This is a genomic window from uncultured Veillonella sp. (genome assembly GCF_963524655.1).
In the GTDB taxonomy this organism is placed as follows: domain Bacteria; phylum Bacillota; class Negativicutes; order Veillonellales; family Veillonellaceae; genus Veillonella.
Window position 1 is genome coordinate 1 of the sequence record NZ_CAURHA010000024.1, and the last position, 23,226, is coordinate 23,226.

A 23,226-nucleotide genomic window follows, 5' to 3' on the forward strand; every position below is an offset into this window, starting at 1 on the left:
ACAGGATTTTGGCTCTGCTGTGTGCATTCCAAAAACTCCGCGCTGTGGGGAATGTCCTATTGTAAACATGTGCGAAGCATACCAACATAAGGATACGGACAAATTACCTGTGCGCATCAAGAAAACGAAGGTTGTAGAGGTGCCCCTATTTGTAGGTATCTTGCAATATAAAGACTACTACCTATTGCATAAACGCCCGAATCGTGGGTTGCTACGGTCCATGTGGGAACTCCCTTCGGTGGAAATGGTATCTGCCTTTGACGAAGGTGAACGAGGCCTTGAATCATTAGTTAAAGACCTAGGTTTTGAACTAGCTTTACAACCTGTATTAGTAAAAGAAATAACACATATTTTCTCTCATAGAAAATGGTTTATGAAAGCATTCCGCGGCGATTTGACGTACGTAGGAGATGCTAACAATATAACAATCGGAGCCATCCAAAAGCAATTGCCAAAGGACTGGATGCTCATAAAGCGCGACGAGTTCGCCGACTATGCTTGGGCAGGTCCTCATGGTAAATTGACGGAGATGGCAAAATAATTTGTAGGAGCAATGAATGAGAATGCTATTTAATATAATTTTTGGCACCATCCTAGTGTTAGGTTTGGTGGGCTTTTGGGCGCTATTCCTCAACTTATGGAAGCCTAAAAAGAAATGGCCTGCTTGGGTAGGGTATATAATTATTATCGGTGCGTGGTTCGCTGCCATCCGATACTACTTGTTACATCAAGTGGATTTATACGGCACGTTGTACTATCCGCTAATGAATATGTTCCGTACTGAAAGCTACGGTTTCCTCTTTGGCTTATTCTTGGCTATTCCCATCTTTATCGTCTTCAGCTTGTTATACTGGGCAGTTAATAAGATTTGGAGCAAAACGCCAGAGGAAAATAGAACGGGGCGCCGTGCCTTCTTTAGAACTGCTGCAACCGTAGTGCCCTTGGCAACTATTGGTGGCTCTAGCTATGCTGCCTTTGCCGGTCAACAGGAAATAGTGGTAACGAATGAAAAATTTGGTTACACGAACTTGCCTCCTGGGCTAAAAGACTATAAAATCGTGCAACTTAGTGACGTTCACATAGGGGCTAGCATCGACTTAGACGACTTTGATGAAATCCTAAAATTGGCGCTTTTACAAAAGCCTAACCGTGTCGTTATCACAGGCGATCTCATCGATAAATTAGCCTGGTTGCCTGAGGTCTGTGAAAGACTGACAACCTTTGCAAAACAAATTCCTGATGGTGTAGATTTCATCTTAGGTAATCACGAGTACCATCACGATGTAAATAAAGTGCTAGATTCTTTCAAACGAAATACACCGATGAACATTCTTGTGAATAGTAATATTCAAATTATGGGTGGCAAACAACCTGTATATATTGCAGGCGTTACATACGATAACAGCCGTCAAAAAGATAGCCGAGAAGCTATGATTTCTAAAGCTTTGTCCGGTATTCCCGACTATGCCTTTGTTATCCTATTGGCACATCACCCTGAATTCTTTGAAGAAGCCATTGAACACAAGATTCCGTTGACCCTTTCTGGTCATACCCATGGCGGTCAAATTGTATTTATGGGCGTTCCTGTAGTGCCAACGGGCACTCCATATACAAAAGGTCGCTACGTTGAAGACCAAAGCGTATGCTACGTCAATAACGGTACAGGCCACTGGTTCCCAATTCGTATCAACTGTCCACGAGAAATTACAGTCATTACATTTTTTGATGGAGTAGCTTAAAAGTAAAGGTGAGCTCTTTAGAATAAAAGGTGAGCTCATTATAGGGATACAATCATGTATAATATATCCTTTATCCATAAAATCTTTATATGTATTGTTGTGCTTATGCTATTTGATATCTCTCTAATTCAAGCCATGACAGCAGATATATATAAGGGATATCTCAAAATAGCAATCCTCGTGGCCATTGGATGCCATTTAGATGTATACCTAGAACTCAGTAAACAAGAAGAACTGATAATACAAGCATTCAAGAATAATACATTTAACGAGACCTATGAACTATTAAATACGAAAGATATGGTTTTCATCATATCTTTGATTTTGCTAATGACTATAAACCTTGTGAAATACTAGAAAACCATAGGGTACAAACAAAAAGAGGTATTGTATTTTTTAATACAATACCTCTTTTTATTATATGAACTTATATAAAGATTGTGATATATTAGAGTTAAAATTTTTAGTTGTGTTGTTTAATGACGAGAGTGTATTAAAAAATGATTCCGTTATCTATTTATAAAATCGGATTACCTGTAGGCCTTTTTGCTTATTATTTATATAGGTTGTTTAGACTCTATATTTTAAAAAGTAATATGGAGTTGGAATTCCCTAATCTATATGGTCTTTTATTAGGTTTAGGGATTCCAGTCAGTCTATTTCTTATGGTGCAGACATTTTTTATTCCCGATTTAGTTGATTATCTTAGTTTACTCTATGTAAATATGGGTATCTTAGTTATTGTTGAGATCATTGCAACATTTAAACTTAAATCCTCAAAAAACTATTCTAATGCAAAGGTTTTTCGGTATTATTTATATTTCATAACAGCTATATTATTGTGGATGATATTTAACTGAATGATTGATTAGATTGAAGCATTTGATATGGTAGGGCTATTTTATAGGTGTAGATTAATGTATAGTAAATTTTTTATCTATAGAGTTATTATATGTACCATTCCAATTATTCTTATGGATATAGCTCTTATTAGCGCAATGATAACTGGTGGATACGAAGGAAATCTAAAAGCAGCAATACTAGCGGGGATAGTATTGCACATAGTTTTATATATGTTAAGTCGTAAACAAGTAAAGCTATTAATACAAGCATTTAAGAAAAATGGAGTTAAGGAGATTAATAATCTATTCAATATGATATATGTTTTTATAATCGTATTTTTTATGATCTTAATAGCTATAAAACTTATGAGATATTAGAGTTAAAGTTTTTAATTTTGTTGAAAGTTAATAAGCTAATATAGAGTTTAATAGAGAGGTGTTTGTATAACAAATGTTTTTATTAACAAGTGTTGAGGATATAGTTTTAAAACAACCCATATTAACCTTGATAATTATGATTTTTTTCTATATGCTTTTTTAAAACTCTTTCTAGCAGTTTTACGTAAATGTGGTCTTGTGACTATTGAATTGGGGCGTGATTATGATTGGTATAATTTGTTGAGTCTTTTTAATATATGGATCTCGTTAGGTTTTGTTTTACTCGTATTTGTTTTAGATGATACTTATTCTACGTTTACGATTATAGAAAGAGTTTTATCAGGGGTTATATTATTAGATGCTTTATTAGCTTTTAATATACATAACCATTTATTAGAATACAGATCATACTACGATTGCGGATGAAAGGTTTGAAGAATTTAAAGATCGTGAGGTACCACCTATAACTAAAGAGCAAATAGAAAAGGATAATGAGAAATATGTAAGAGAAAAAATTGAGGAGAGGCTGGATTAGGTACTTATGGTTGGAATAATAGTTTTATTGATTCTTATATTATTTTTATCGTTGGAATATATATGTAGTCAAAAAGAAATATTAGTAAATGCGTATCATATAAGAAAGACAAAACAAGTAAAAGTAGTAGAGAGTATTTTGGCTATATTAGGAGTTTTTGCATACTATATGAATTTTATTGATTATTATTGGCTTTCAGAGGGATTATTAATAGTTGCAGTTATATGGCAGTTTGTTGTTATATACGTACATAATAAGAGTGCACTGGAATCGCTCCCATATAATAGTGAGCAATATATAGCCTTAAAGAAAGAATTATGGAAGGAATATTTGTATATATTACCTAAAACTATATTTTTCGTGTTTATATTTCTTGTGTTACTCATTTATTAAATTCTAAAGCTTTTTAGACTATAATAGATGCTTAATTGTAGAATGAAATTTAATAGCTAGAATATTCCTTTTATAATTTTTGCCAAAAAAGTTTTGACTATCTAGGGTGTTATAACCTGATGAAAAGGTATTTGCCTTATTTGAGTTCAATACTTTTCTTGTGTATACTAAATTAATATATGTAGTCTTTTAATTAAATAGATTGAAGGGTTAAAGTAAGACATTGGACTAAATATTAGAGAAATAAGGTTATCCTATAGTGTGATATATACCTATTTCCCTGGACACATATTATTTACTGGCCCAAACACATGGATGCTTCCCTGTATTTTACAGGGGGGCATCCATTTTATTATATGAACTTATATAAAAACTATGATATATTAGAGTTAAAATTTTATTGTGTTGTGAAAATATAGTTTTTATATGGGAGTAGGTATATGTTTTTAAAAATCTATAATTATTTTGTGAGGGGCGTTGTACTTTTCTTTCTTATAATTATCCCTTTTACTATTGTTACAAATCCTGAAATGATTGAGGATGAAGTCGATTTTTATTTTTTTGTTACTGTATATATTGTAATCCTTTTGATCTATATGGTATGGAACTATATTTATAACTATTTAAGTCGTAAAAGGAGTTAGCATTTGTGCATATTCATTTACCATTAGTTTTAGAAGCTATCATTTTTTCTTGGATTGCTTTATATTGGCTTATCTATAAAATCTTATTAAGGAAAAAACTTTCACCATTATTAGTATCTTTAATTGCTAATTCTGATTATGGCTTTATGAAAGTTCTTTCCTGGTCGGCAATTATTACATATCCGTTTATGTTGTTTAGCATGTTTTATTTCTTAGATTACATCGCTGTACCAATTGTATTAGTGTGGTTCTTGCAGCCTGTTTTTGTGTTAGCTGTATTATTAAAACAGCCACCTCGTAGTCGCTATTATGAATGGGCTAGAAAAAAACAGATGTATGTAGTTCTTTTTATTTTTGCTTACATAATGTCTGCTCTAATTTTGTTAAAAGTTAATAAGCTAATATAGAGTTTAATAGAGAGGTGTCTGTATAACAAATGTTTTTATTAACAAGTGTTGAGGATATAGTTTTAAAACAACCCATATTAACCTTGATAATTATGATTTTTTTCTATATGCTTTTTTAAAACTCTTTCTAGCAGTTTTACGTAAATGTGGTCTTGTGACTATTGAATTGGGGCGTGATTATGATTGGTATAATTTGTTGAGTCTTTTTAATATATGGATCTCGTTAGGTTTTGTTTTACTCGTATTTGTTTTAGATGATACTTATTCTACGTTTACGATTATAGAAAGAGTTTTATCAGGGGTTATATTATTAGATGCTTTATTAGCTTTTAATATACATAACCATTTATTAGAATACAGATCATACAATGTTGGATTGATGAAACGCAGTGAATACATTGAGGTGAGGAAACAATATTTTAGACAAGCTATTTATTTATTGCTTATGTGGTTACTGATGGTTTTGACATTTAATCTTGATTTACTGGTATTTTAGATAAATCTATGAGGATTTAAATTATTATTTATATCTGATTTGCAATTAGGGATATAAATAAAAAAGTGAATGAAAAGACATGAATACTTTTATACAATCAGAATTTATTAAATTTAAGATTGAAGTAGTAGAGTTAATTAAATATGTAAGTAAACTTAAAACACTTACAATGAATATACAAACTTATCTTTCAATAGCTCTACTAGTTTTTTTGGGGATAGAGACTAATGTATTTATACTATCTCTTATTCCGGGGATAACATATACACAACATGATTACAATATGATATCTTATGTTGGTGCTATTCTTTATACTCTTTATATATTTAGTATAAATTATATGAGATTGAATTATTATAAAAAAGATTCTTTTAATTGGCTTAATGTCGTTATAATGATTTTTTTAATAGTGGTTTTGCTACTGGGGAATAGTATTACTATTTCTAGTTCTAATTTTAGGTTTACAAGTACTACTGACTATATATTTGGGAATGAGGTACTATGGAGCGTAGATACACCTGAATTGTTCTTTCCTTTTTTGTACGGGACTCTTCTACTTTTTACATTTGGAATTGATAAATTATGGTCTAACCATAATGTTATTGAAACTAATGGGATTATTTTTGATAATAAAGTTATTGATGTATGGTGGGGCCATAGAAATGATTTAACCGATGGACAGATTAAGACTTTAAAGTTGTATTATAGTCGTCAGGATAATTATCCTTTCTGGGTTGATATCTATAAAAGTATTTTAATAGATAGTTTATGGTTTTATGGACGTAGTACTGTTCGTCAGTGGGGTATGTTTAATGTGTTTTTAGCTTTTATTATGTATAACTTTGTTGTAACTTATACAATTGAGTCATCCATTTTAAGATATGCGTTATATATTTATCTTACATATACTGTAATTACAATGATATGTAGACGATTAATAGATACAAATAGCAGTGTTTTCTGGTTTTTGTGTTTATTTGTACCGTTAGTTAATATATATGTGATGTATTTGCTCTATAATAAAACTTCCGCAATATATGATCAGGAAAGTAACTCAATTTTTTATTATCCCTTATAACTAATTAACCCCTGCTATGAGAATCTCGTAGTAGGTGTTATTGTATTAATTTATTAAAACTAAAGATTTAATGTTAAAATAAAAAATATGAAATATACATTAATCTTATCTTTTAGTAGATTTGAATAAATAGAGGTTACTAATAAGTGAAATATATTAATAAATTAACATATATCTCTTATGACGGATTTATAGAACTGGATAATATACATAATAGTTATGATTCTGTTTTAGAGCTTGATTGTAAAAGTATATCAACTAAAGAGGAATTCTGGTTACATATAGGTGCTCACTTTAATTTCCCTACGCTTGTTAATAATTGGGCGGCTTTCTCCGATTGGATGAGAGATTTAGCATTTTGGGATAGAAGTAAATCTATTCTAATAATCTTTAAAAATATTGACGAGTTATTTGGTAGAGATCTAACATTACAAGGTTTAGCTATGTCAGTCTTTTGGGAAGAAGTATTGCCGTATTGGGAGAATGAAGTAGTAAAAGTAACGAGTGGATCAATGCAGCCACGGCAATTTGATGTATATTGTGTTATGAGTCAATATGATGATTTTTAGTATTAGTGCTTGATATAGAAGGCGAGCTTTTACTTCCCCTACAGTCCTTTTTACGTTCAACTAAGTAAATGCTCTGAAAGAATTAATAAGTCTTTTAGAATATGTAATTCCATTTGATAAGACGCCTAATCATGTAATTCTATTATAAGATTTATATTTAGAAGGTCGTTGCTAGAAATATCGGTTCTTTTGTATTTGTTGCGGTAAATGAGAGTGTGCTAAAGATAAAATTAAATCTGATTAAAAAGGATATAGATAAGTAATGCTTCAGCACTTAATTCTAATAATAGGAATAATATTTTTGGCATACAAATTAATAACTTATAGGGGGAAGCTTACTACTAGTTCCTATGGTTTTAGCTAGATTTGTTTTGTATGAGCTTTTTTTGCGCAGACTAGAGTCCTACTGAGGTAAAAATGTTTTTAAAAATATTCAATTTTATTTTTTGTGCTGGTATGATCTTTTTTCTAGGAGGCATTACACTAAGTATTGTTATGGAGCCAGAGCTAGGTCATGATGAGTTTTGGATATATTTTTATGGTAGTGCTTACATTATTAGTGGAGTTTTTATATTAGGGTGGTACTTTATATATAGACGGTTAAAACGAAATGAAAAAGAATAAGTATATTGGAATTAACTTTAAGAATACGATCATTTAAACGCAAAAGGACGCTATAGTCTAATCTTCGAAGGATTCAAGACTATAGCGTCCTTTTATATTCCGTTCATTTGAGGTATGAGAGGATGTTACATATATGTCATAGAGATGATAGAGATTTTATTTCATGCGAACTGCTTCGGCAAATTCGTCTTCGGTCATAAGTTTTTCTTCCAAAATGATTTCTTTGATAGAGCAGCCTCGTTTGTACGCTTCTTTTACAACCTTAGCGCTCTTATCGTAGCCGATGTATGGTGTTAAGGATGTGGCGATCATGAGGGATTGTTCTACAAAGAAGTTGAGTTTTTCAGGTACGAATTCTACACCGTCGATACAGTGTGTTGTGAAAGAATTCATAGCATCTGCAAGGAGGCGACAGCTTTCAACAAAATCATAGATCATGATAGGCATGTACACGTTCAATTGGAACGCACCGCTGCCTGCACAGAGGGTCATAGTCGTATTGTGACCGAATACTTGGGCGCATACCATGGTCAAGGCTTCGCATTGTGTAGGATTTACCTTGCCTGGCATGATGGAGGAGCCCGGTTCATTTTCAGGTAGATGCCATTCGCCGTAACCGCAGCGAGGACCAGAGCCTAAGAAGCGCACGTCGTTAGCGATTTTGAATAGGGTAGTAGCCAATGTGTTGAGTGCACCGTGAGCCATCATGAACGCATCTTTAAGAGCGAGTCCTTGGAATTTGTTGTTCTTCACGCGGAATGGCGCACCTGTTACTTCTGGCAATACAGTTTCCATAACGTCTAGATAGCCTTTAGGCGTATTTACACCTGTGCCGACTGCAGTGCCGCCAAGGGCTACGTCGAGAAGGTAATCAGCGTTTTGAACTAGCATAGTTTTAGCAGTTTTTAAGCCGTCCACAAAGGCGCTGATTTCTTGGTCCACCATGATGAAAGTCGCATCTTGTAGGTGAGTACGACCAACTTTTTGCAAGCCTTTCCCTTTTTCTTGCAATCTTTCAAAGGATGCGATAAGGCCGTCCAATGCGGGGATTACGCGTTTTGTAATTTCAAAGTATCCACAGATATGCATTGCCGTAGGGAATGTATCGTTAGTACTTTGACCGCGATTTACATCGTCGTTAGGATGGAGTGGAGTACTTTCATCTAACTGTTTAGCCCGGTGAGCGATTACCTCGTTCACATTCATATTAGTCTGTGTGCCAGAACCTGTTTGGAATACCGTTAATGGGAATTCATCATCCCATTTGCCATCTACAATCTCATCTACTACTTGAGCGATGAGCTTCGCTTTTTCCTCAGATACTGCGCCACATTTTGCATTTGTTAAAGCACATGCTTTTTTTACAAGCGCAAGAGCTTTGATTTGTTCAATAGGGATGCGGTGGTCACCGATCTTAAAGTTATTGAACGAGCGTTGCGTTTGAGGTCCGTAAATTCGTCTAGCGTCGACTTCGACTGGTCCCATTGAATCATATTCAATTCTTGTTTCCATAATTACAACCTCCTTAAAAGCCATGCCGACCTTAATGTCGGTAATTTAATTATATAGAATCCTGCATATTTGTACAGAATAAAAGAGAATGATTTCTATTTTCATATAGAAAGGAGTTATATATGCGATTTATGCATATAAGGGGCATAAATTATATCTATTTACATGTATACATTATAAATATCGCATATATATTGAAATCATCGCTTTAACACGTTAAAATGGAAGTAGCTTATTATATTGTTTTAAGCTCTAGTTTCACAGAGGAGGTAAGTACTTATGAAACATGACTTTATGAGCCATGACCTTCATCTGCCGGAACTGACAATACGTGGGATGCTACTTGGTGCATTGATTACTGTAATTTTTACAGCATCTAACGTATACCTCGGTTTGAAGGTTGGTTTGACATTCTCGTCATCCATTCCGGCAGCCATTATTTCAATGGCAATTTTACGTTTCTTCAAGGATTCTAACGTTCTTGAAAACAACATGGTACAAACACAGGCTTCAGCAGCCGGTACTTTGTCCGCAATTATCTTTATCTTGCCAGGTCTACTCATGCTTGGGTATTGGAACGGCTTCCCGTTCTGGCAAACATTCTTGCTCTGCGCATGCGGTGGTTCTCTAGGTGTGTTATTCACTATTCCATTGCGTCGTGCCATGGTAGTAAATAGTGATCTACCATATCCAGAAGGCCGTGCAGCAGCAGAAATTTTGAAAGTGGGCTCTCACAATGGTGATCAAGGCCCTCAATCTAGCTCTGGTATGGGCGACATCCTATCCGGTGGTTTTGTAGCTGGTCTTATCAGCCTTTGTGCAAATGGTTTTAAAGTACTTGGCGACAGCATGAGCTTCTGGCTTCCTGTAGGTAGCAAAGGTATTACTCAAATTCCATTGGGCTTCTCTACAGCGTTGTTAGGTGCTGGTTACCTTATCGGTATCGCATCTGGTATCGCTATCCTCGTTGGTGTACTCATCGCGTGGGCTGGCTTCGTACCTTACTTCACTAACATGTTTGCTCCAGATGGTGGCGCTACTGCTAAATTTGCAATGGGTATCTGGAAATCTAAAGTTCGTTTCATCGGTGCTGGTGCTATCGGTATCGCAGCGATTTGGACTTTGATTACTTTGATCAAACCTATCATCGAAGGTATGAAAATTTCTGTACAATCCATGAACAGCAGTTCCTCTGAACGCGAATTGCATCGCATGGATACAGATATGAGCACAAAATCCGTTTTAGGCGTGTTCGCAGTTATCCTTATTGGTTTAGTATTCACATTCTGGGAATTCGTTTCTGCAGTACCTATTAGTGCTGGCTTAATGTGGACTCTTGTTGTAGTAGGCATCTTAGTAGCTTTATTAATCGGCTTCTTCGTAGCTGCAGCTTGTGGTTACATGGCAGGCCTTATCGGTACATCTGCATCTCCAATTTCCGGTATCGGTATCTTGGCGACTATTATTTCTTCCTTAGTGGTGTACTTCATCGCTTCTGAAAATAACTTGTTCGCTACAGAAGCCGGTGTTCAATTCGCTACAGCTATGGCTATCTTCATGACATCCGTAGTTATCGCAATTGCATCTATTTCTAATGATAACTTGCAAGACTTGAAAACTGGTCAACTCGTTGGTGCAACACCTTGGCGTCAACAAATTGCGTTGTTACTTGGTTCCGTAGCCGGTGCAGTAGCAATTGCTCCAGTTCTTAACTTGCTTTACCAAGCATATGGCTTCACAGGTGCGTTACCACGTGCTGAAATGGATCCTAATGCTGCATTATCCGCTCCTCAAGCAACGTTGATGACTACAATCGCTCAAGGTATCTTCAACTCCAGTATGGAATGGGATTACATCTTGATCGGCGTTGGTGTTGGCGTAGTAGCAATCATCGTTAACTTGATTCTTAAAGGCACAACAGCTTCCTTAACATTGCCTCCATTGGCAGTTGGTATGGGTATCTACTTACCACCAACATTGGAAGTGCCTCTTATCTTAGGTTCTTTCATTAGCTATTTCGTAGGCCGTTACCTAGTAGCTCGTGCTAAAATGCGCGCTGGCGAACTCGCTGAATACGATATTGAACAATCTAATCGCCGTGGCGTTCTCTTCGCTTCTGGTTTGATTGTTGGTGAAAGCTTGATTGGTGTAATCATAGCTGTTATTATTGTATTGTCTGTTACAACTGGTGGTGGTGAATCTCCACTTGAATTAGTAGGTCCTGATTTTGAAAGCACAGCACAATGGTTAGGATTGCTTGCATTCGCATTCTCTGGTCTCTACCTTGTTCGTCGTGTTGTAACACACAAATTCAATAAAGAAGAAGCTTTGGCTATGAAAGCTGAACAAGAACAACAATAAGAGGTTAAACAATGAAATTAAAACAGTCTGTACTCATCATGATGGCTGCTGCATTACCAGTAGTATCCTTTGCAGCAAGCGAAGCAATTCCTGTAACAAAAGACACAGCAACAGTGCAAGCGGCTCAAGCTGATACGAATAAAGTAAGTCGCAATGATTTAACGCGTCGTATCTCTAGCACTGCTACTCCAGAGCAAAATCGTGCATTGCGCTCTGAAGCATCTAAAGTTGACCGCAATGTAGTTGAGGTAGTAGCACCAAATGCGGACCGTTATATGGACCGTAAAGAGGTGGGAGTATCCCCTGTGGAATCCACTACAGATCATTTGGACTTAGTATTCCCAGAGGTTAAATCCGTTAGCCCAACTGTAGAAAAAGCAATCAATACAACTATTAAAAAGTATGTTGCTAAAGTACAAAATGATGTAGAGAAATTAAATGCTAAAGAAGCTGATAAAACAAATGTAGTGATGTACTACGATGTTAAAACAGATAAAAATGGCATTTTCAGCGTATTGATTCACACATACACAATGCGTGATCGCGATGCAAATGGTGTGAACTATGTAAAAGGCTTCACTTTTAACACTACAACAGGTCGTCAATTGTCCTTGTATGACCTTGGTGGTCTTAACAAAAAAGAGTTAGTGAATGCTATTAATAATAATCAAGAAGTGAAAGACAAATTAGGTGGCGATGTAAACATCGACAAAATGCCGACTGAGTTCTACACAACTGATGATTATTCCGTTGTAATGATCTTGCAACAAGACGTGGATACAATCCACAGTGCAGGCACTGTATATGTACCAGTTGGTAACTTACGTGACCGCCAAAATGATGTAACAAAATAATAATCGAACCGTGTGAATTCGATTGTGTGTATAGTAACAGCTGTTTAATGTCAAAAGAACCGCTCCCATTGGGGGCGGTTTTTTTGTAGAAATTTTTATGCCACGATAGTTAAACTTGGAGAAATGAATTTAGTCATAATAAAAAGCCGTGTACGTACACGGCTTTTTAGGTTTCCCTTATTTACTGTTTGTCGTTGTAATAATTTACCCGTGGAGGCAATGGGAATTGAATTGCTCCATTTGTGTTTGTAAGTGGTTCTGGTGGTAGTTGTAGGAACACTTTCTCACCAAATTTCTTTTTGAATGCTTTTAGGGTTGGTTTTTGAATGGAATCAACGGTAATAAGAAGGGCACTTGTATCAGTGTTTGGTGCGATGGAAAGAATTTTTCCTTGCGGTTCCTTCTCTTGGTACAGGGCGATCGCATCGGATTGATAATCCTCTAGTTGTTCTTGTGTCAGTTTACCTTTTGATACAACTACAGCTCTATCTAACTGTGGATCGTGAGCTTGTGCGATAGCGTTAGTAACGAGGTCAGCTTTCTTTTGATCTGTTAAGGATGCATGTAATTGACCTGCTTCCCAGAAGAGGGCACCATCTTGACGGAATTTTGTGAAGTCGTTGTCATAGCTTAAAGCTTTGCTGATGATCTTAGCTGTTTTATTTTCTACTTGTTGTTTGAACAATGTATTGTGGAACGCAAGGGATTGTTCCGTTTGTGTCATGCGGTACGCAATCTCGGCAGCCTCTGCACGTGTTATGTATTTTTCAGGGTTGAATAATGTGCCTGGCGTGTAGAGTGTGAAGCCAAGGGATGCAAGTTCACGAACTGCATCTTGAGCCCAAGGGGCTACGAATTTTTGGTCTGCATAGGCAATATGATCGAGGGCTGTTGGATCCTCTGTAGTATAGCCTAAGTAGTGAAGGTAGTTATCTGCTACTACAGCAAATTCTTGACGAGACATATATTTTTCAGGTTTATATGTTTCGTCACCGTAGCCGCTAATGATATTTTTGCGAGCTACGGACTCAATGGCAAGAGCAGACCAACGGTCAGATGTAATATCTTTAAATTTGCTAGATAAGAATGCTGCCGTCCCATCATCAGTAATGTTGTTAAAGAGTGCTGCTACTTCTTCACGTGTCATAGGTTGATTAGGTCGGAATGTGCCGTCAGAGTAACCTTTCATTAGATTTGCTTTCGTTACAGTACTAATGGAGTTTGCAGCCCAAAAATCGCTAGGTACATCTGTGAAGATGTGGGCGCGAATCTTTTGGATATCTTGCGGAGTACCAATAGATTTGTTTACAACTACAGGTGTTGCCTTTGTAGAGGCTTCTGCTTTAGCAACGTCCACATTAGATGTATCTGCTTTAGCGGAGCCAACTATAGGGGCTTGTAAAGTAGATCCAGCTTTAGTAGATTCAATTGTAGTTGTAGGAGCATTAGTCGTAGTTGTTGTATTGGCAGAGGCAAAACCAAGGCCTGTGGCAGCTAATAATGTGCCTAAAATAAGGGCACGTAATGCGTAAGGGGTATTCTTGTACATAAAATCCTTCCTAATCTTGGTAAAGGCTAACGCTCGATAGCCGTAGAATATAAACTTTCACCAGCATAAAAATCTATATTCGTCGTAATATAGTCAATAGGAGCATGCATAGTGATATACAACAAAGCAGCGTAATACTATCGAGCATACGCTGCCTTGGCTGGTTAAGTGTAACGCCGATTAGCGTTTTACTGTCATTTTTACTTTGGAACCGAATAATTTAGAGATTCCTTGTTGAGTGTCTTTAGATGCAGTGGATACTACAGCGTAAAGTTGGTTGTTTTCTACATCAGGGAATGTAGCTAAGATTGTGCCAGCTTTTTCGTTTTTGCTGTAGTAGTTGCGGAAGTTCGCATCGATTGCATCGTATTCAGTTTGGCTGTATTGGGATGGTTCAACTACAACGTAGTTATTAACAGTGGAATCGCCACGGGAAGCAAGGTTAGCTTTTACTGTGGAAATATCGCTATCTGATTTCAACGCTACGTGTAATTGGTTGTCACGCCAGTACATTACACCATAATCTTGGAAAGCTTCTGGTGTTTTGTAAGTTTTATTTAACTCTACGAATACTTTATCTTCCAAGGAGGATTGTTGTTTTTGATCGAGTGCTTTTAAAGTACTGCGACGAACAGGGCGAACTGTGCGCGTAGGTTCAGTTTTTTGAGCTACTGCTTCGCTTTTATTGTGTTTTACGTCTTTTTCTACTTTTTTAGCATCAGCTTTAGCAGCTTTTTCTGCTTTCTTAGCATCTTCTTTTACCGCTTTATCAGCTTTTGCAGCATCTTTTTTAGCGTCTTTATCTAGTTTAGCTACGTCTTTTTTTGCATCTTTACTTACTTTGGATGCATCTTTTTCAACTGCTTTTTCTACTTTTTTAGCATCTTCTTTTACAGCTGTTTCAGCTTTAGCTTCAGGTGCAGCGTGTTTTGGTGTAGCAAGGCCAGCACCGTTAAGCATGCGGTTCAAAATTGTAGCCGCTTGTGCTCTTGTTACAGGTTGTTTAGGGTTAAAGTTTTCTGTTGTGCCAGATGCTACAATGCCACGTTCTGCCATGTAGTTAATATCTGCCACATAATCTAAAGAAATGCTATCTTCATCTTTAAATCTTATTTTTTCTGTTTTTACAGGAGTTGTAATGTTTAATTTTTTAGCTAAGCTAGCTGCGGAGGCAACAAACTCTTCACGGTTCATAGTTTTGCTAGGTGTGAAAGCTGTTTTAGATGTGCCTTGCATAACGCCTGCAGCGCTTACCAATTTGATAGCGGAGTTAGACCAACGATCTGCTTCTACGTCAGAGTAGGAAGTAGCGGATTCTTTAGTTACGATATCAGCTAATTCTTGTTCGTTTAAGTTGTGTTGCAACACTTTACCATAAATAGCAGCTGCTTGTTCACGTGTGATTTGAGCGCTAGGTTTGAACGTATTGTCAGAGTAACCGGAAAGGTAACCAGCTTGAGACATCGCTTGGATCGCATCGCGTGCCCAGTTGTCTTTAGTGTCTGTGTACACGCCTGCTGGCAATGCTTCTTTAGCTTTAGTTGTTGTTTTAGCTTCTGTTGCTTTTGCAGTAGGTTTAGCTTCCGCTTTTGCTTCACTAGCTTTTTCAGCTGTAGCTGGTTTAGCTTCTGTAGCTTTAGTTTCTGTTTTTGCAGTTGTTTTAGCAGTTGTAGCTTTCGCAGGTGTTGCTTTAGCTTGTGTATTTGTTACTGTTGTTGTTTTTGCTTTTGTATGTGCCGCGGTTGTTTCAGCGTGAGCCATGCCGAATGTGGAACCAAGGGCCAATGTGATTGCCAAGGACAAAGATAATTTATTTAGTTTCATTGAAAAAGGCTCCTTTCAAACTATACTTATATAAAATAAATTATAACACTTTTTAAATTTATACACTACTATAAGAAAATGTAATATATAAGGATAAAATTTACATGAATTTGAAATTCTACTGCTATTTATGTAAAAATACGATGAATTACGGTAAAAATAAGGTTTTTTGACCTTTTAAAATGCGAAATGATAAACATTCGCAAAATCTAGGTTTTATATAGCTTTTACAAGAAAAATTGATAAATAAAATAATGAATGTGATAAAAAGCAATGTTTATTATTACAAAAAGTCATAACGATATAAGAATTAAAAGGGTACATACGAATATAGCAATCCTTTGGACATTTTCTATAGGATTAATTTATAATTATATCGATAAAGCTTTTGAATATTTATTTGAAAGCATAAGTAATGTTTCGGGCAGAAAATTATTGAAAAACTTTCACTAGAATTCTTGCCATAACGCATACATATCAAAATTTTTTATTAGGTTAAGTACTAGAAAAGACGAGGACGATAATATGAAAATTCATCTTTTCCAACAGTGTTTGATTGACATGTTCTACCCACATGTGGGCATGGCTGGTGTAGAAGTACTTGAAAGATTAGGTTGCGAGCTCGTAGTTCCTAAGAAACAAGTATGTTGTGGCCAAATGTTCACTAACTCTGGTTACAATGAAGCGGCTATGGACGCTATCAAGAACACAATCGAATGCTTCGAGAACGCTGAATATGTAGTCAGCATGTCCGGCTCTTGCGCATTTGCAATCCGTGATGAATATCATCATTTCTTGAAAGATCAACCTGAGTGGTTGGCGCGTGCAGAACGATTGAGCGGCAAAATTTACGAGTTCACTCAATTCATTACTGACGTATTAGGTGTAGAAGATGTAGGTGCTCGTTTCAACGACTCCGTTACATACCACACATCTTGCCACGTAACTCGTTTGATGGGCATTAAAGAGCCTCCTTTCAAACTCCTTAAAAATGTTAAAGATATCAACTTGATCGAATTACCACGTGCAGACCGTTGCTGCGGTTTCGGCGGTACTTTCTCCGTTAAAAACCCTGAAATTAGTGAAGTTATGACACGCGAAAAAGCATTGGAAATTGCTAGCACAGGTGCTAACGTTATTTCCGGTTCTGACCAAGCGTGCTTGATGAACATCGCTGGTATGCTTGATCGTCTTCATAAAGAAGGCGAAATCGATCGCCGTATCAAAGTAATGCATATTGCTGAAATCTTAAACTGCCGTTAAGGAGGAGACGACATGGCACTTATATATGACAATCGCCCCTATAAAACACGTATACAAGAATGTTTGGCTGACGATTTCAAAGTAGCAGCCATCAAAAAAGCACAAGACGTGTTTTATGATAAACGTAATACAGTAGTTGCGGATGTTCCTGAATGGTTAGATTTCCGCGCTGAAGCAGCTGAAATTCGCGATCATGTACTTAATCATTTGGATTACTATGTAAACCAATTTGCTGAAAATGCTGAAAAAGCTGGTTCTAAAGTTCACTTTGCATTCGACGATAAAGAAGCGACTCAAATCGCTTTAGATATCCTTCGTCAACGCGAAGCAAAAATGATCGTAAAATCCAAAACTATCTTAACTGAAGAAATTGGTTTGAACGAAGTTTTAGAAGAAGCTGGTATCGAAGTAAACGAAACTGACTTGGCTGAATTTATTTTGCAAACTGCAGTAAGTCCTCCATCTCACATCGTAGTACCAGGTCTTCACTTTGAACGTAACAAAATCCGCGAAATCTTCGCTGAAAAATTAGGTTACACAGGTACTGAAAACCCTACAGAAATGACTCACTTCGTACGTGGTTATGTACGTGAGCGCTTCTTGAAAGCTGACGTAGGCGTTAACGGTTGTAACTTTGCGGTAGCTGAGTCCGGTACTTGTACTATCGTTTCCAACGAAGGTAACGGTCGTATGGCAAGCTCCATTCCTAAGACTCAATTAATCTTCTTAGGTACTGAGCGTATTGTTCCTAACTTCAAAGCTCTTGACGTTATGATGGAAATGTTGAATCGCTCTGCAGTAGGTGCTAAAATTTCCAACTACTTCTCCATGATGACTGGTCCTGCTCGCGCTGGTGAAGCTGATGGCCCTGAAGAAACTCATATCATTATCATCGACAACGGTCGTTCCGGTATCTTGGGTGGTACATTCCAAGAAATGCTTCGTTGTATCCGTTGTGGTGCATGTATGAATATCTGCCCTGTATACCGTCACGTTTCTGGTCACGGTTATGGCTCTGTATATCCAGGTCCAATGGGTGCTGTATTGACACCATTGTTCAAAGGTTACGATGTAGCAGGCGACCTTCCATACGCTTCCACATTGTGCGGCGCATGTACAGAAAACTGTCCAGTAGCTATTCCATTGCATGAGTTGTTGATGGAACACCGTCACATTATGGCTGACATCGAAAAAACTCGTCCAAAAGCTGAAGAAGCTATCTTCACAGCAGCTGCTAAGATGTTCGGCAACTCCACATTGTTCGATCTTGGTACAAAAGCTGGCGCTATCGGTATGAACTTAATTAGTAACAAAGAAGGCAATATGCCTACATGGACTCAAGCTGTTCCAGTAATGAATGGCTGGACTAAATCCAAAGAAATGGGTACATTGAAGTTCAAGAAATTCCGTGATTTATATGCTGAACATGAAAAGAACAAGAAAAAGGAGAAAAAATAATGGATGAAGTTAAACGTAATCAATTTGTTGCACGTTTATCTCGTGCATTAGGCCGTGATCAAGTGCCTACATCTGTACCGGCTTTTGATTATAGCCATGGTCCTCAAGAAACTATGTTCAAAGAATTATCTCGCGAACAAGTTATCACTATGTTCAAAGAACAATGTGAACGCGTAGGTACAAAATTCGTAGATACTACACCTGATAAATTAGGTGAAACTATTATGGCTGTTATCGAAGAACGTGGTAATGGTAAGATAATCTTCCCAAGCACTTCTGAGGTTGAAGAATATAAATTAAAAGAATTATTCGAAAAAGACGCAGCTTCTAATGGTGGTGTTCGTACGTACTTCCAATGGGACCCAGCTAAAGGTCGTGAAGAAAATATTTCTAACACAGCTAATGCTGATATCGGTATTACATTCCCATTCTGTGGTATTGCTGAAACAGCTACTGTAGTACAAGCATCTTGTGAAGAGTCTGGTCGTGCAATCAGCTTGTTGCCAGAAACTCATGTTGCTGTATTATATACTGATACAATCAACCCACGTATGACACAAACTATGGAACATTTAGCTGAACGTTACCACAACGATCCGTCCAAATTCCCTACAAATATTTGCTTGATTTCCGGTCCGTCTCGTACGGCTGATATCGAGCTCGTAACTGTAGATGGTGCGCATGGTCCTATCCGCGTTACATATATCTTAGTTAATAGATAATATAATAACTAGATACAATAAAGGCGATCTTCCTTGGAAGGTCGCCTTTTATCTGTCTGTATATTATATTGCAAAATAAAAATATATTTTATTATAAAATCACGAATATTGTACTTGTATTTTTTTCGATATATGCTATACTAAATTCATAACCTATTATTGTGATATGAATTAAAGAGGTGTATTATGAATATTCCATTCTTTACAGATTACCTCATGTTAAGCAATCCACTAAGTATTGGTATTATCGCAGTGTTTGTACTTGCGTTAATTGGTATTTTTGTATTGCAACGCAAGGGCACATCCTTCGGTAATCTCGTTATTATTGGTACTATTGTCGGTGCCGTACTTGGTGTAGCAATTCAAGTTATTGCAGGCTTCCCTGATGATCCAACTAAAGTTGTTTACATCAAGGAAAGTACGAAGTGGTTCTCCCTAGTAGGTGGCGGCTTCATCGACTTAATCCGCATGCTTGTTATTCCTATCGTTTTTATCTCCATTGTACACGTTATTTTGCACATGGAAGCAGGTGCTAATCTTAAAAAGTTAGTAGTGGCAATGGTTTCTACAAACCTCGGCATGGTAGCAGTTGCTGCTGTGGTCGGCCTTATCTTAGGTAATGCCTTTGGTTTAGGTCAAGGCTTTGATATCGTTGAGTCTGGTAAAAAGATTCGCGAAATTAAACCGATGGTTGATACATTCCGTGCTTTGATTCCTAGCAACCCAATCCAAGCGGCTGCTGAAACAAATGTTATCGGTATCGTAGTATTTGCGATTATCTTAGGCAGCGTAGCGCGTCTATTAAAACAAACTGGTACAAACTCCATGGAGATGTTCACTAAATTGTTTGATGAGCTTCACCAATTGATTTCTTGGGTGGCAGACTTCATCATTGGCCTTATGCCATATGGCGTAGTTGCATTGTTAGCTTCCACATTGGCAACTCGTGGCCTACAAGCTATCCTTGATATGGGCTTATTCGTAGTATTACTTTACGTTGGTATCTTGATTATGTTCGTTGTTCAAGCTATCTTGATTGCTAGCTTTGGTTACAACCCGATTACATACTTCAAGAAAGCGAAAGCTCCATTATTGTTGGCTTTCACATCCCGTTCCTCTATGGGCGTATTGCCGTTAACTGTTGAAACATTGACAAAACGTCTTGGCGTAAATGCAACAACTGCTAATACAGTAGCATCCTTCGGTACTACTGCAGGCATGCAAGGTTGTGCCGGCGTATTCCCAGCACTTGTTGTAGTGTACATTTCTAACGTAGCGAATATTCCATTCGATATGACTATGTACATCATGAGTGTTATCGTTATCGCAATCGGTTCCGTTGGTATCGCAGGTGTTCCTGGTACTGCTACAATGGCTGCATCCGTATCTCTTAGTGGTACAGGCCTTGGTGCGTACTTCACATCTATCAGCCCAATCCTTGCTATCGATCCATTGATCGACATGGGCCGTACATGCTTGAACGTATCTGGTTCCTTAACAAATGCTCTCGTAGTAGATAAAATCATGGGCACTATCGATAAAGAGGCTTATGATAACCCTAACGAAGGTCGCGTATAATCCTCAAGTGTAGGATATGACCTGAACTAGTTAATCTAGTACCGTTACTATAATTTCAGAACTTAATATAAAAGAACAGCTTTCGGGCTGTTCTTTTTTTGCCTTTAATGCACAAGGTATAGTTATTTGCTGTAGGTGATTATAGTAAAAGTACGCCATATGAGATATTAGTTTATTTTTGTCGGAAATACTTGATCTTTCTTTTACCAAGATTTTTATTTAAAAGTAATAATTATTACAGATTGTAAATTATAGTATTAATATTCGGTATTTATATTTGTGAGCTTAGCTACAAACATAGTTATGCGTATATGGTATACTAACCCTTACAAAGTTATGAATTATGCTTAATAAATATAAGCCAAGAGGGTAATAGTATGATTACACAAGAGTTGAAAGATCGATTAATTGCAGATTATCCAAAGTTTGAAGATATGACGCATAAGTTTTATAAAAAAGAAATGTCTATCGCAGATTATAAAGGTGAATCTGGTGCGTTTGGTAGCTACGCGGAACGGGGTGCTAACTCTAGTATGAGCCGTTGGCGTTTTAATGGAGGCCGCATGACGCGTGAGCATATGCAGTTTTTGGCGGAATCTATTCGTAAATACAATTTACAGCATGTGCACTTTACAACTGGTCAATGTTTACAAATGCATGGTCTTGATGGTGATACAATACTAAATCTTTTTAAAGAGTGTCATGAACATGGTATTTATAATCGTGGTGCTGGTGGTGATAACCCTAATGTGGTGGCTAGTATTCTAAGGGGCATTGATCCTCGAGAAACCCTAGATATCACACCTTATGCGGCGGCTATTAGCGAGTTCCTTATGGAGCAAATGTTTTATATCAAGCTTCCACGTAAATTTAAAATGGCTATCGACAATGGTTTTGACAGTACGCCACACACTACGTTTAAAGATCTTGGATTTAATTTAACAAAATATAATACCTTTGATGTCTATGCTTGCGGTGGTCTAGGACCAAACCCTCGCATGGGTATTCCTGTGGCTCACGATGTGCAACCTGAGGATGTATTGTATTATGTGAAAGCTATGCTCATGGTATTTGCTAATCACGGTAATTTCAAGAACCGTGGCAAAGCTCGTACACGTTACATGCCGGCTGAAATGGGGGGAGCCGAAGCTTTCATCAAAACCTATGAAGAAACCTTGGCTATGGTAAAAGAGGTAGAACAGTTAAGGATAAATCCTGCTGATTACGCCTATGAAATTACAAAAACGGGTAAACGCGACGACTCTGTGGTGAGCCATCGTATTTACCGGCAAAAACAAGAAGGCCTTTACTATGTGGAATACCATCCAGTAGGTGGCGATGCAAACGTCGAACATCTCTTGTCTGCTCTTGATTATGCAGTGACATTAGACCAAGTTGAAGCTCGTATTGCACCTGATCAATCACTGTATTTCATCAATCTCACTGCTGATGAAGCACGTAAGATTGCAAATTTGACAGACGATAGTGCTATCAATGAATTCCGTCGTTCCGTATCCTGTGTAGGTTCTACGGTATGCCAAATCGGGATTCAAGACTCGAATGGTCTATTAAAAGCAATCTTTACACACCTTGAAGCGAAGGGCGTAGACACTAGAAAACTCCCTCGTTTACACATCTCTGGCTGTCCGCACTCCTGTGGTACACACCAAATTGGTGAAATTGGATTCCACGGCTCTGTTAAACTAGTAGATAAAAAACCTACCGTTTCTTTTATGCTAGTTGATGGTGGCTCTGAACACATGGGCTCTGAAAACTTCGGTAAAATGGCCGGGCATATCGTGGCTACAAAAATCCCTGAATTTATGGAAGCACTTGCAAATAAACTTAACGAAGCCCCAGAACCTGACTTTGGGACCTGGAGACTGACACACAAAGCGCAATACATGGAACTTATAAAAGCATTTGAGTAAGTTTCATTTCCGCTTGTGATGGGGCCCCACCATATAAGCTGTAGTTAAGTCGCTTGCTATGGGGCCCCGTTTCATCACGACAACTCAATTAAAAATAAAACTAGGTATCTCCTTGCTCCGTCCTTCGTAAAGTCGCTGCAGAAATACCTAGTTTTATTTTTATAACACCTGCTGTTAACCAGTCCCATAGCAAGCGACTAATCTCCCTCCATATATTGCTGATTCCCCATCACAAGCTACATCAGATATTTACTCAATCTGCTTTTGTGGGGCGCGGGAAAGAACGCTAAGTAGTTTTGACTAAATTAGGCTTAAAACTAACCTGCAGACTAGCCTCAGGGTAGTCCTTTCCTCCACGGTGGGTGTGGCACCACCACTATAAAGACTAGCCGCAGGCTAGTCCTTCCCAGACGGTGGGCATGGCGCCACTACTATAAAGTTTATTATGATGTGTAAAACCATAGTGTTT

At 37.3% G+C, this 23,226-nt stretch carries 16 protein-coding genes; 13 read left to right on the forward strand and 3 right to left on the reverse strand.

The window, feature by feature from the left end; genetic code table 11:
- The 6 genes from RYM16_RS05900 to RYM16_RS05925 all read left to right on the forward strand — a co-directional run.
- The coding region (locus RYM16_RS05900; protein ID WP_314982910.1) for an NUDIX domain-containing protein at window positions 1-541 on the forward strand (541 nt) is incomplete at its 5' end.
- Between the two features lie 16 nt (window positions 542-557).
- A complete protein-coding gene (locus tag RYM16_RS05905) occupies window positions 558-1,739 on the forward strand; it encodes a metallophosphoesterase (protein ID WP_314982912.1) in 1,182 nt (393 codons plus the stop codon).
- Window positions 1,740-4,536: 2,797 nt separating this feature from the next.
- The gene (locus RYM16_RS05910) at window positions 4,537-4,938 is read left to right on the forward strand and encodes a hypothetical protein (protein ID WP_314982914.1); all 402 of its coding nucleotides are present in this window, start codon (window positions 4,537-4,539) and stop codon (window positions 4,936-4,938) included.
- A 154-nt stretch (window positions 4,939-5,092) separates the two neighbouring features.
- A complete protein-coding gene (locus tag RYM16_RS05915; protein WP_314982916.1) occupies window positions 5,093-5,434 on the forward strand; it encodes a hypothetical protein in 342 nt (113 codons plus the stop codon).
- 79 nt (window positions 5,435-5,513) lie between these two features.
- On the forward strand, window positions 5,514-6,512 hold the full coding sequence (locus RYM16_RS05920) for a DUF805 domain-containing protein (protein ID WP_314982918.1): 999 nt from the start codon (window positions 5,514-5,516) through the stop codon (window positions 6,510-6,512).
- A 146-nt stretch (window positions 6,513-6,658) separates the two neighbouring features.
- On the forward strand, window positions 6,659-7,081 hold the full coding sequence (locus tag RYM16_RS05925; protein ID WP_314982919.1) for a barstar family protein: 423 nt from the start codon (window positions 6,659-6,661) through the stop codon (window positions 7,079-7,081).
- Between the two features lie 780 nt (window positions 7,082-7,861).
- Here RYM16_RS05925 and RYM16_RS05930 read toward each other — a convergent pair.
- Window positions 7,862-9,217, reverse strand: coding sequence for a class II fumarate hydratase (locus tag RYM16_RS05930; RefSeq protein WP_314982921.1), 1,356 nt, complete (start codon window positions 9,215-9,217; stop codon window positions 7,862-7,864).
- Window positions 9,218-9,496: 279 nt separating this feature from the next.
- Between RYM16_RS05930 and RYM16_RS05935 the strand changes: the two genes are divergently transcribed.
- Both RYM16_RS05935 and RYM16_RS05940 read left to right on the forward strand, forming a co-directional pair.
- Window positions 9,497-11,578, forward strand: a complete 2,082-nt coding sequence (locus RYM16_RS05935; protein WP_314982923.1) for an OPT family oligopeptide transporter — start codon at window positions 9,497-9,499, stop codon at window positions 11,576-11,578.
- Between the two features lie 11 nt (window positions 11,579-11,589).
- Entirely contained in the window at window positions 11,590-12,432 is an 843-nt protein-coding gene (locus RYM16_RS05940; protein ID WP_314982925.1) for a hypothetical protein, read from the forward strand.
- Between the two features lie 181 nt (window positions 12,433-12,613).
- Here the strand turns inward: RYM16_RS05940 and RYM16_RS05945 are convergent, their stop codons facing one another.
- On the reverse strand, window positions 12,614-13,981 hold the full coding sequence (locus RYM16_RS05945; protein ID WP_314982927.1) for an S-layer homology domain-containing protein: 1,368 nt from the start codon (window positions 13,979-13,981) through the stop codon (window positions 12,614-12,616).
- Window positions 13,982-14,161: 180 nt separating this feature from the next.
- Entirely contained in the window at window positions 14,162-15,805 is a 1,644-nt protein-coding gene (locus tag RYM16_RS05950) for an S-layer homology domain-containing protein (protein ID WP_314982928.1), read from the reverse strand.
- 525 nt (window positions 15,806-16,330) lie between these two features.
- Here RYM16_RS05950 and RYM16_RS05955 point away from each other — a divergent pair.
- From RYM16_RS05955 to RYM16_RS05975, 5 genes are all read left to right on the forward strand, one after another.
- Complete coding sequence (locus RYM16_RS05955) at window positions 16,331-17,068, forward strand: (Fe-S)-binding protein (RefSeq protein WP_009352456.1); 738 nt, start codon at window positions 16,331-16,333, stop codon at window positions 17,066-17,068.
- A 12-nt stretch (window positions 17,069-17,080) separates the two neighbouring features.
- Window positions 17,081-18,526: a LutB/LldF family L-lactate oxidation iron-sulfur protein gene (locus RYM16_RS05960; protein WP_105098170.1), complete on the forward strand. Its 1,446-nt coding sequence runs from the start codon at window positions 17,081-17,083 to the stop codon at window positions 18,524-18,526.
- Window positions 18,526-19,248 (forward strand): lactate utilization protein C, encoded by a 723-nt coding sequence (locus RYM16_RS05965; protein ID WP_054748163.1) that lies wholly within the window; start codon window positions 18,526-18,528, stop codon window positions 19,246-19,248. Before RYM16_RS05960 ends, RYM16_RS05965 begins: the two co-directional genes overlap by 1 nt.
- Window positions 19,249-19,434: 186 nt before the next feature.
- Window positions 19,435-20,826: a cation:dicarboxylate symporter family transporter gene (locus RYM16_RS05970; RefSeq protein ID WP_105081690.1), complete on the forward strand. Its 1,392-nt coding sequence runs from the start codon at window positions 19,435-19,437 to the stop codon at window positions 20,824-20,826.
- A 377-nt stretch (window positions 20,827-21,203) separates the two neighbouring features.
- A complete protein-coding gene (locus tag RYM16_RS05975) occupies window positions 21,204-22,757 on the forward strand; it encodes a nitrite/sulfite reductase (RefSeq protein WP_314982929.1) in 1,554 nt (517 codons plus the stop codon).
- The last annotated feature ends 469 nt before the right edge of the window (window positions 22,758-23,226 follow it).

Excerpts from the sequence above, each read along its gene's own strand:
- RYM16_RS05905 (WP_314982912.1), top strand. The coding sequence starts at position 558 with ATGAGAATGCTATTTAATATAATTTTTGGCACCATCCTAGTGTTAGGT.
- RYM16_RS05920 (WP_314982918.1), top strand. The coding sequence starts at position 5,514 with ATGAATACTTTTATACAATCAGAATTTATTAAATTTAAGATTGAAGTA.
- RYM16_RS05930 (WP_314982921.1), bottom strand. The coding sequence starts at position 9,217 with ATGGAAACAAGAATTGAATATGATTCAATGGGACCAGTCGAAGTCGAC.
- RYM16_RS05935 (WP_314982923.1), top strand. The coding sequence starts at position 9,497 with ATGAAACATGACTTTATGAGCCATGACCTTCATCTGCCGGAACTGACA.
- RYM16_RS05940 (WP_314982925.1), top strand. The coding sequence starts at position 11,590 with ATGAAATTAAAACAGTCTGTACTCATCATGATGGCTGCTGCATTACCA.
- RYM16_RS05945 (WP_314982927.1), bottom strand. The coding sequence starts at position 13,981 with ATGTACAAGAATACCCCTTACGCATTACGTGCCCTTATTTTAGGCACA.
- RYM16_RS05950 (WP_314982928.1), bottom strand. The coding sequence starts at position 15,805 with ATGAAACTAAATAAATTATCTTTGTCCTTGGCAATCACATTGGCCCTT.
- RYM16_RS05955 (WP_009352456.1), top strand. The coding sequence starts at position 16,331 with ATGAAAATTCATCTTTTCCAACAGTGTTTGATTGACATGTTCTACCCA.
- RYM16_RS05960 (WP_105098170.1), top strand. The coding sequence starts at position 17,081 with ATGGCACTTATATATGACAATCGCCCCTATAAAACACGTATACAAGAA.
- RYM16_RS05965 (WP_054748163.1), top strand. The coding sequence starts at position 18,526 with ATGGATGAAGTTAAACGTAATCAATTTGTTGCACGTTTATCTCGTGCA.
- RYM16_RS05970 (WP_105081690.1), top strand. The coding sequence starts at position 19,435 with ATGAATATTCCATTCTTTACAGATTACCTCATGTTAAGCAATCCACTA.
- RYM16_RS05975 (WP_314982929.1), top strand. The coding sequence starts at position 21,204 with ATGATTACACAAGAGTTGAAAGATCGATTAATTGCAGATTATCCAAAG.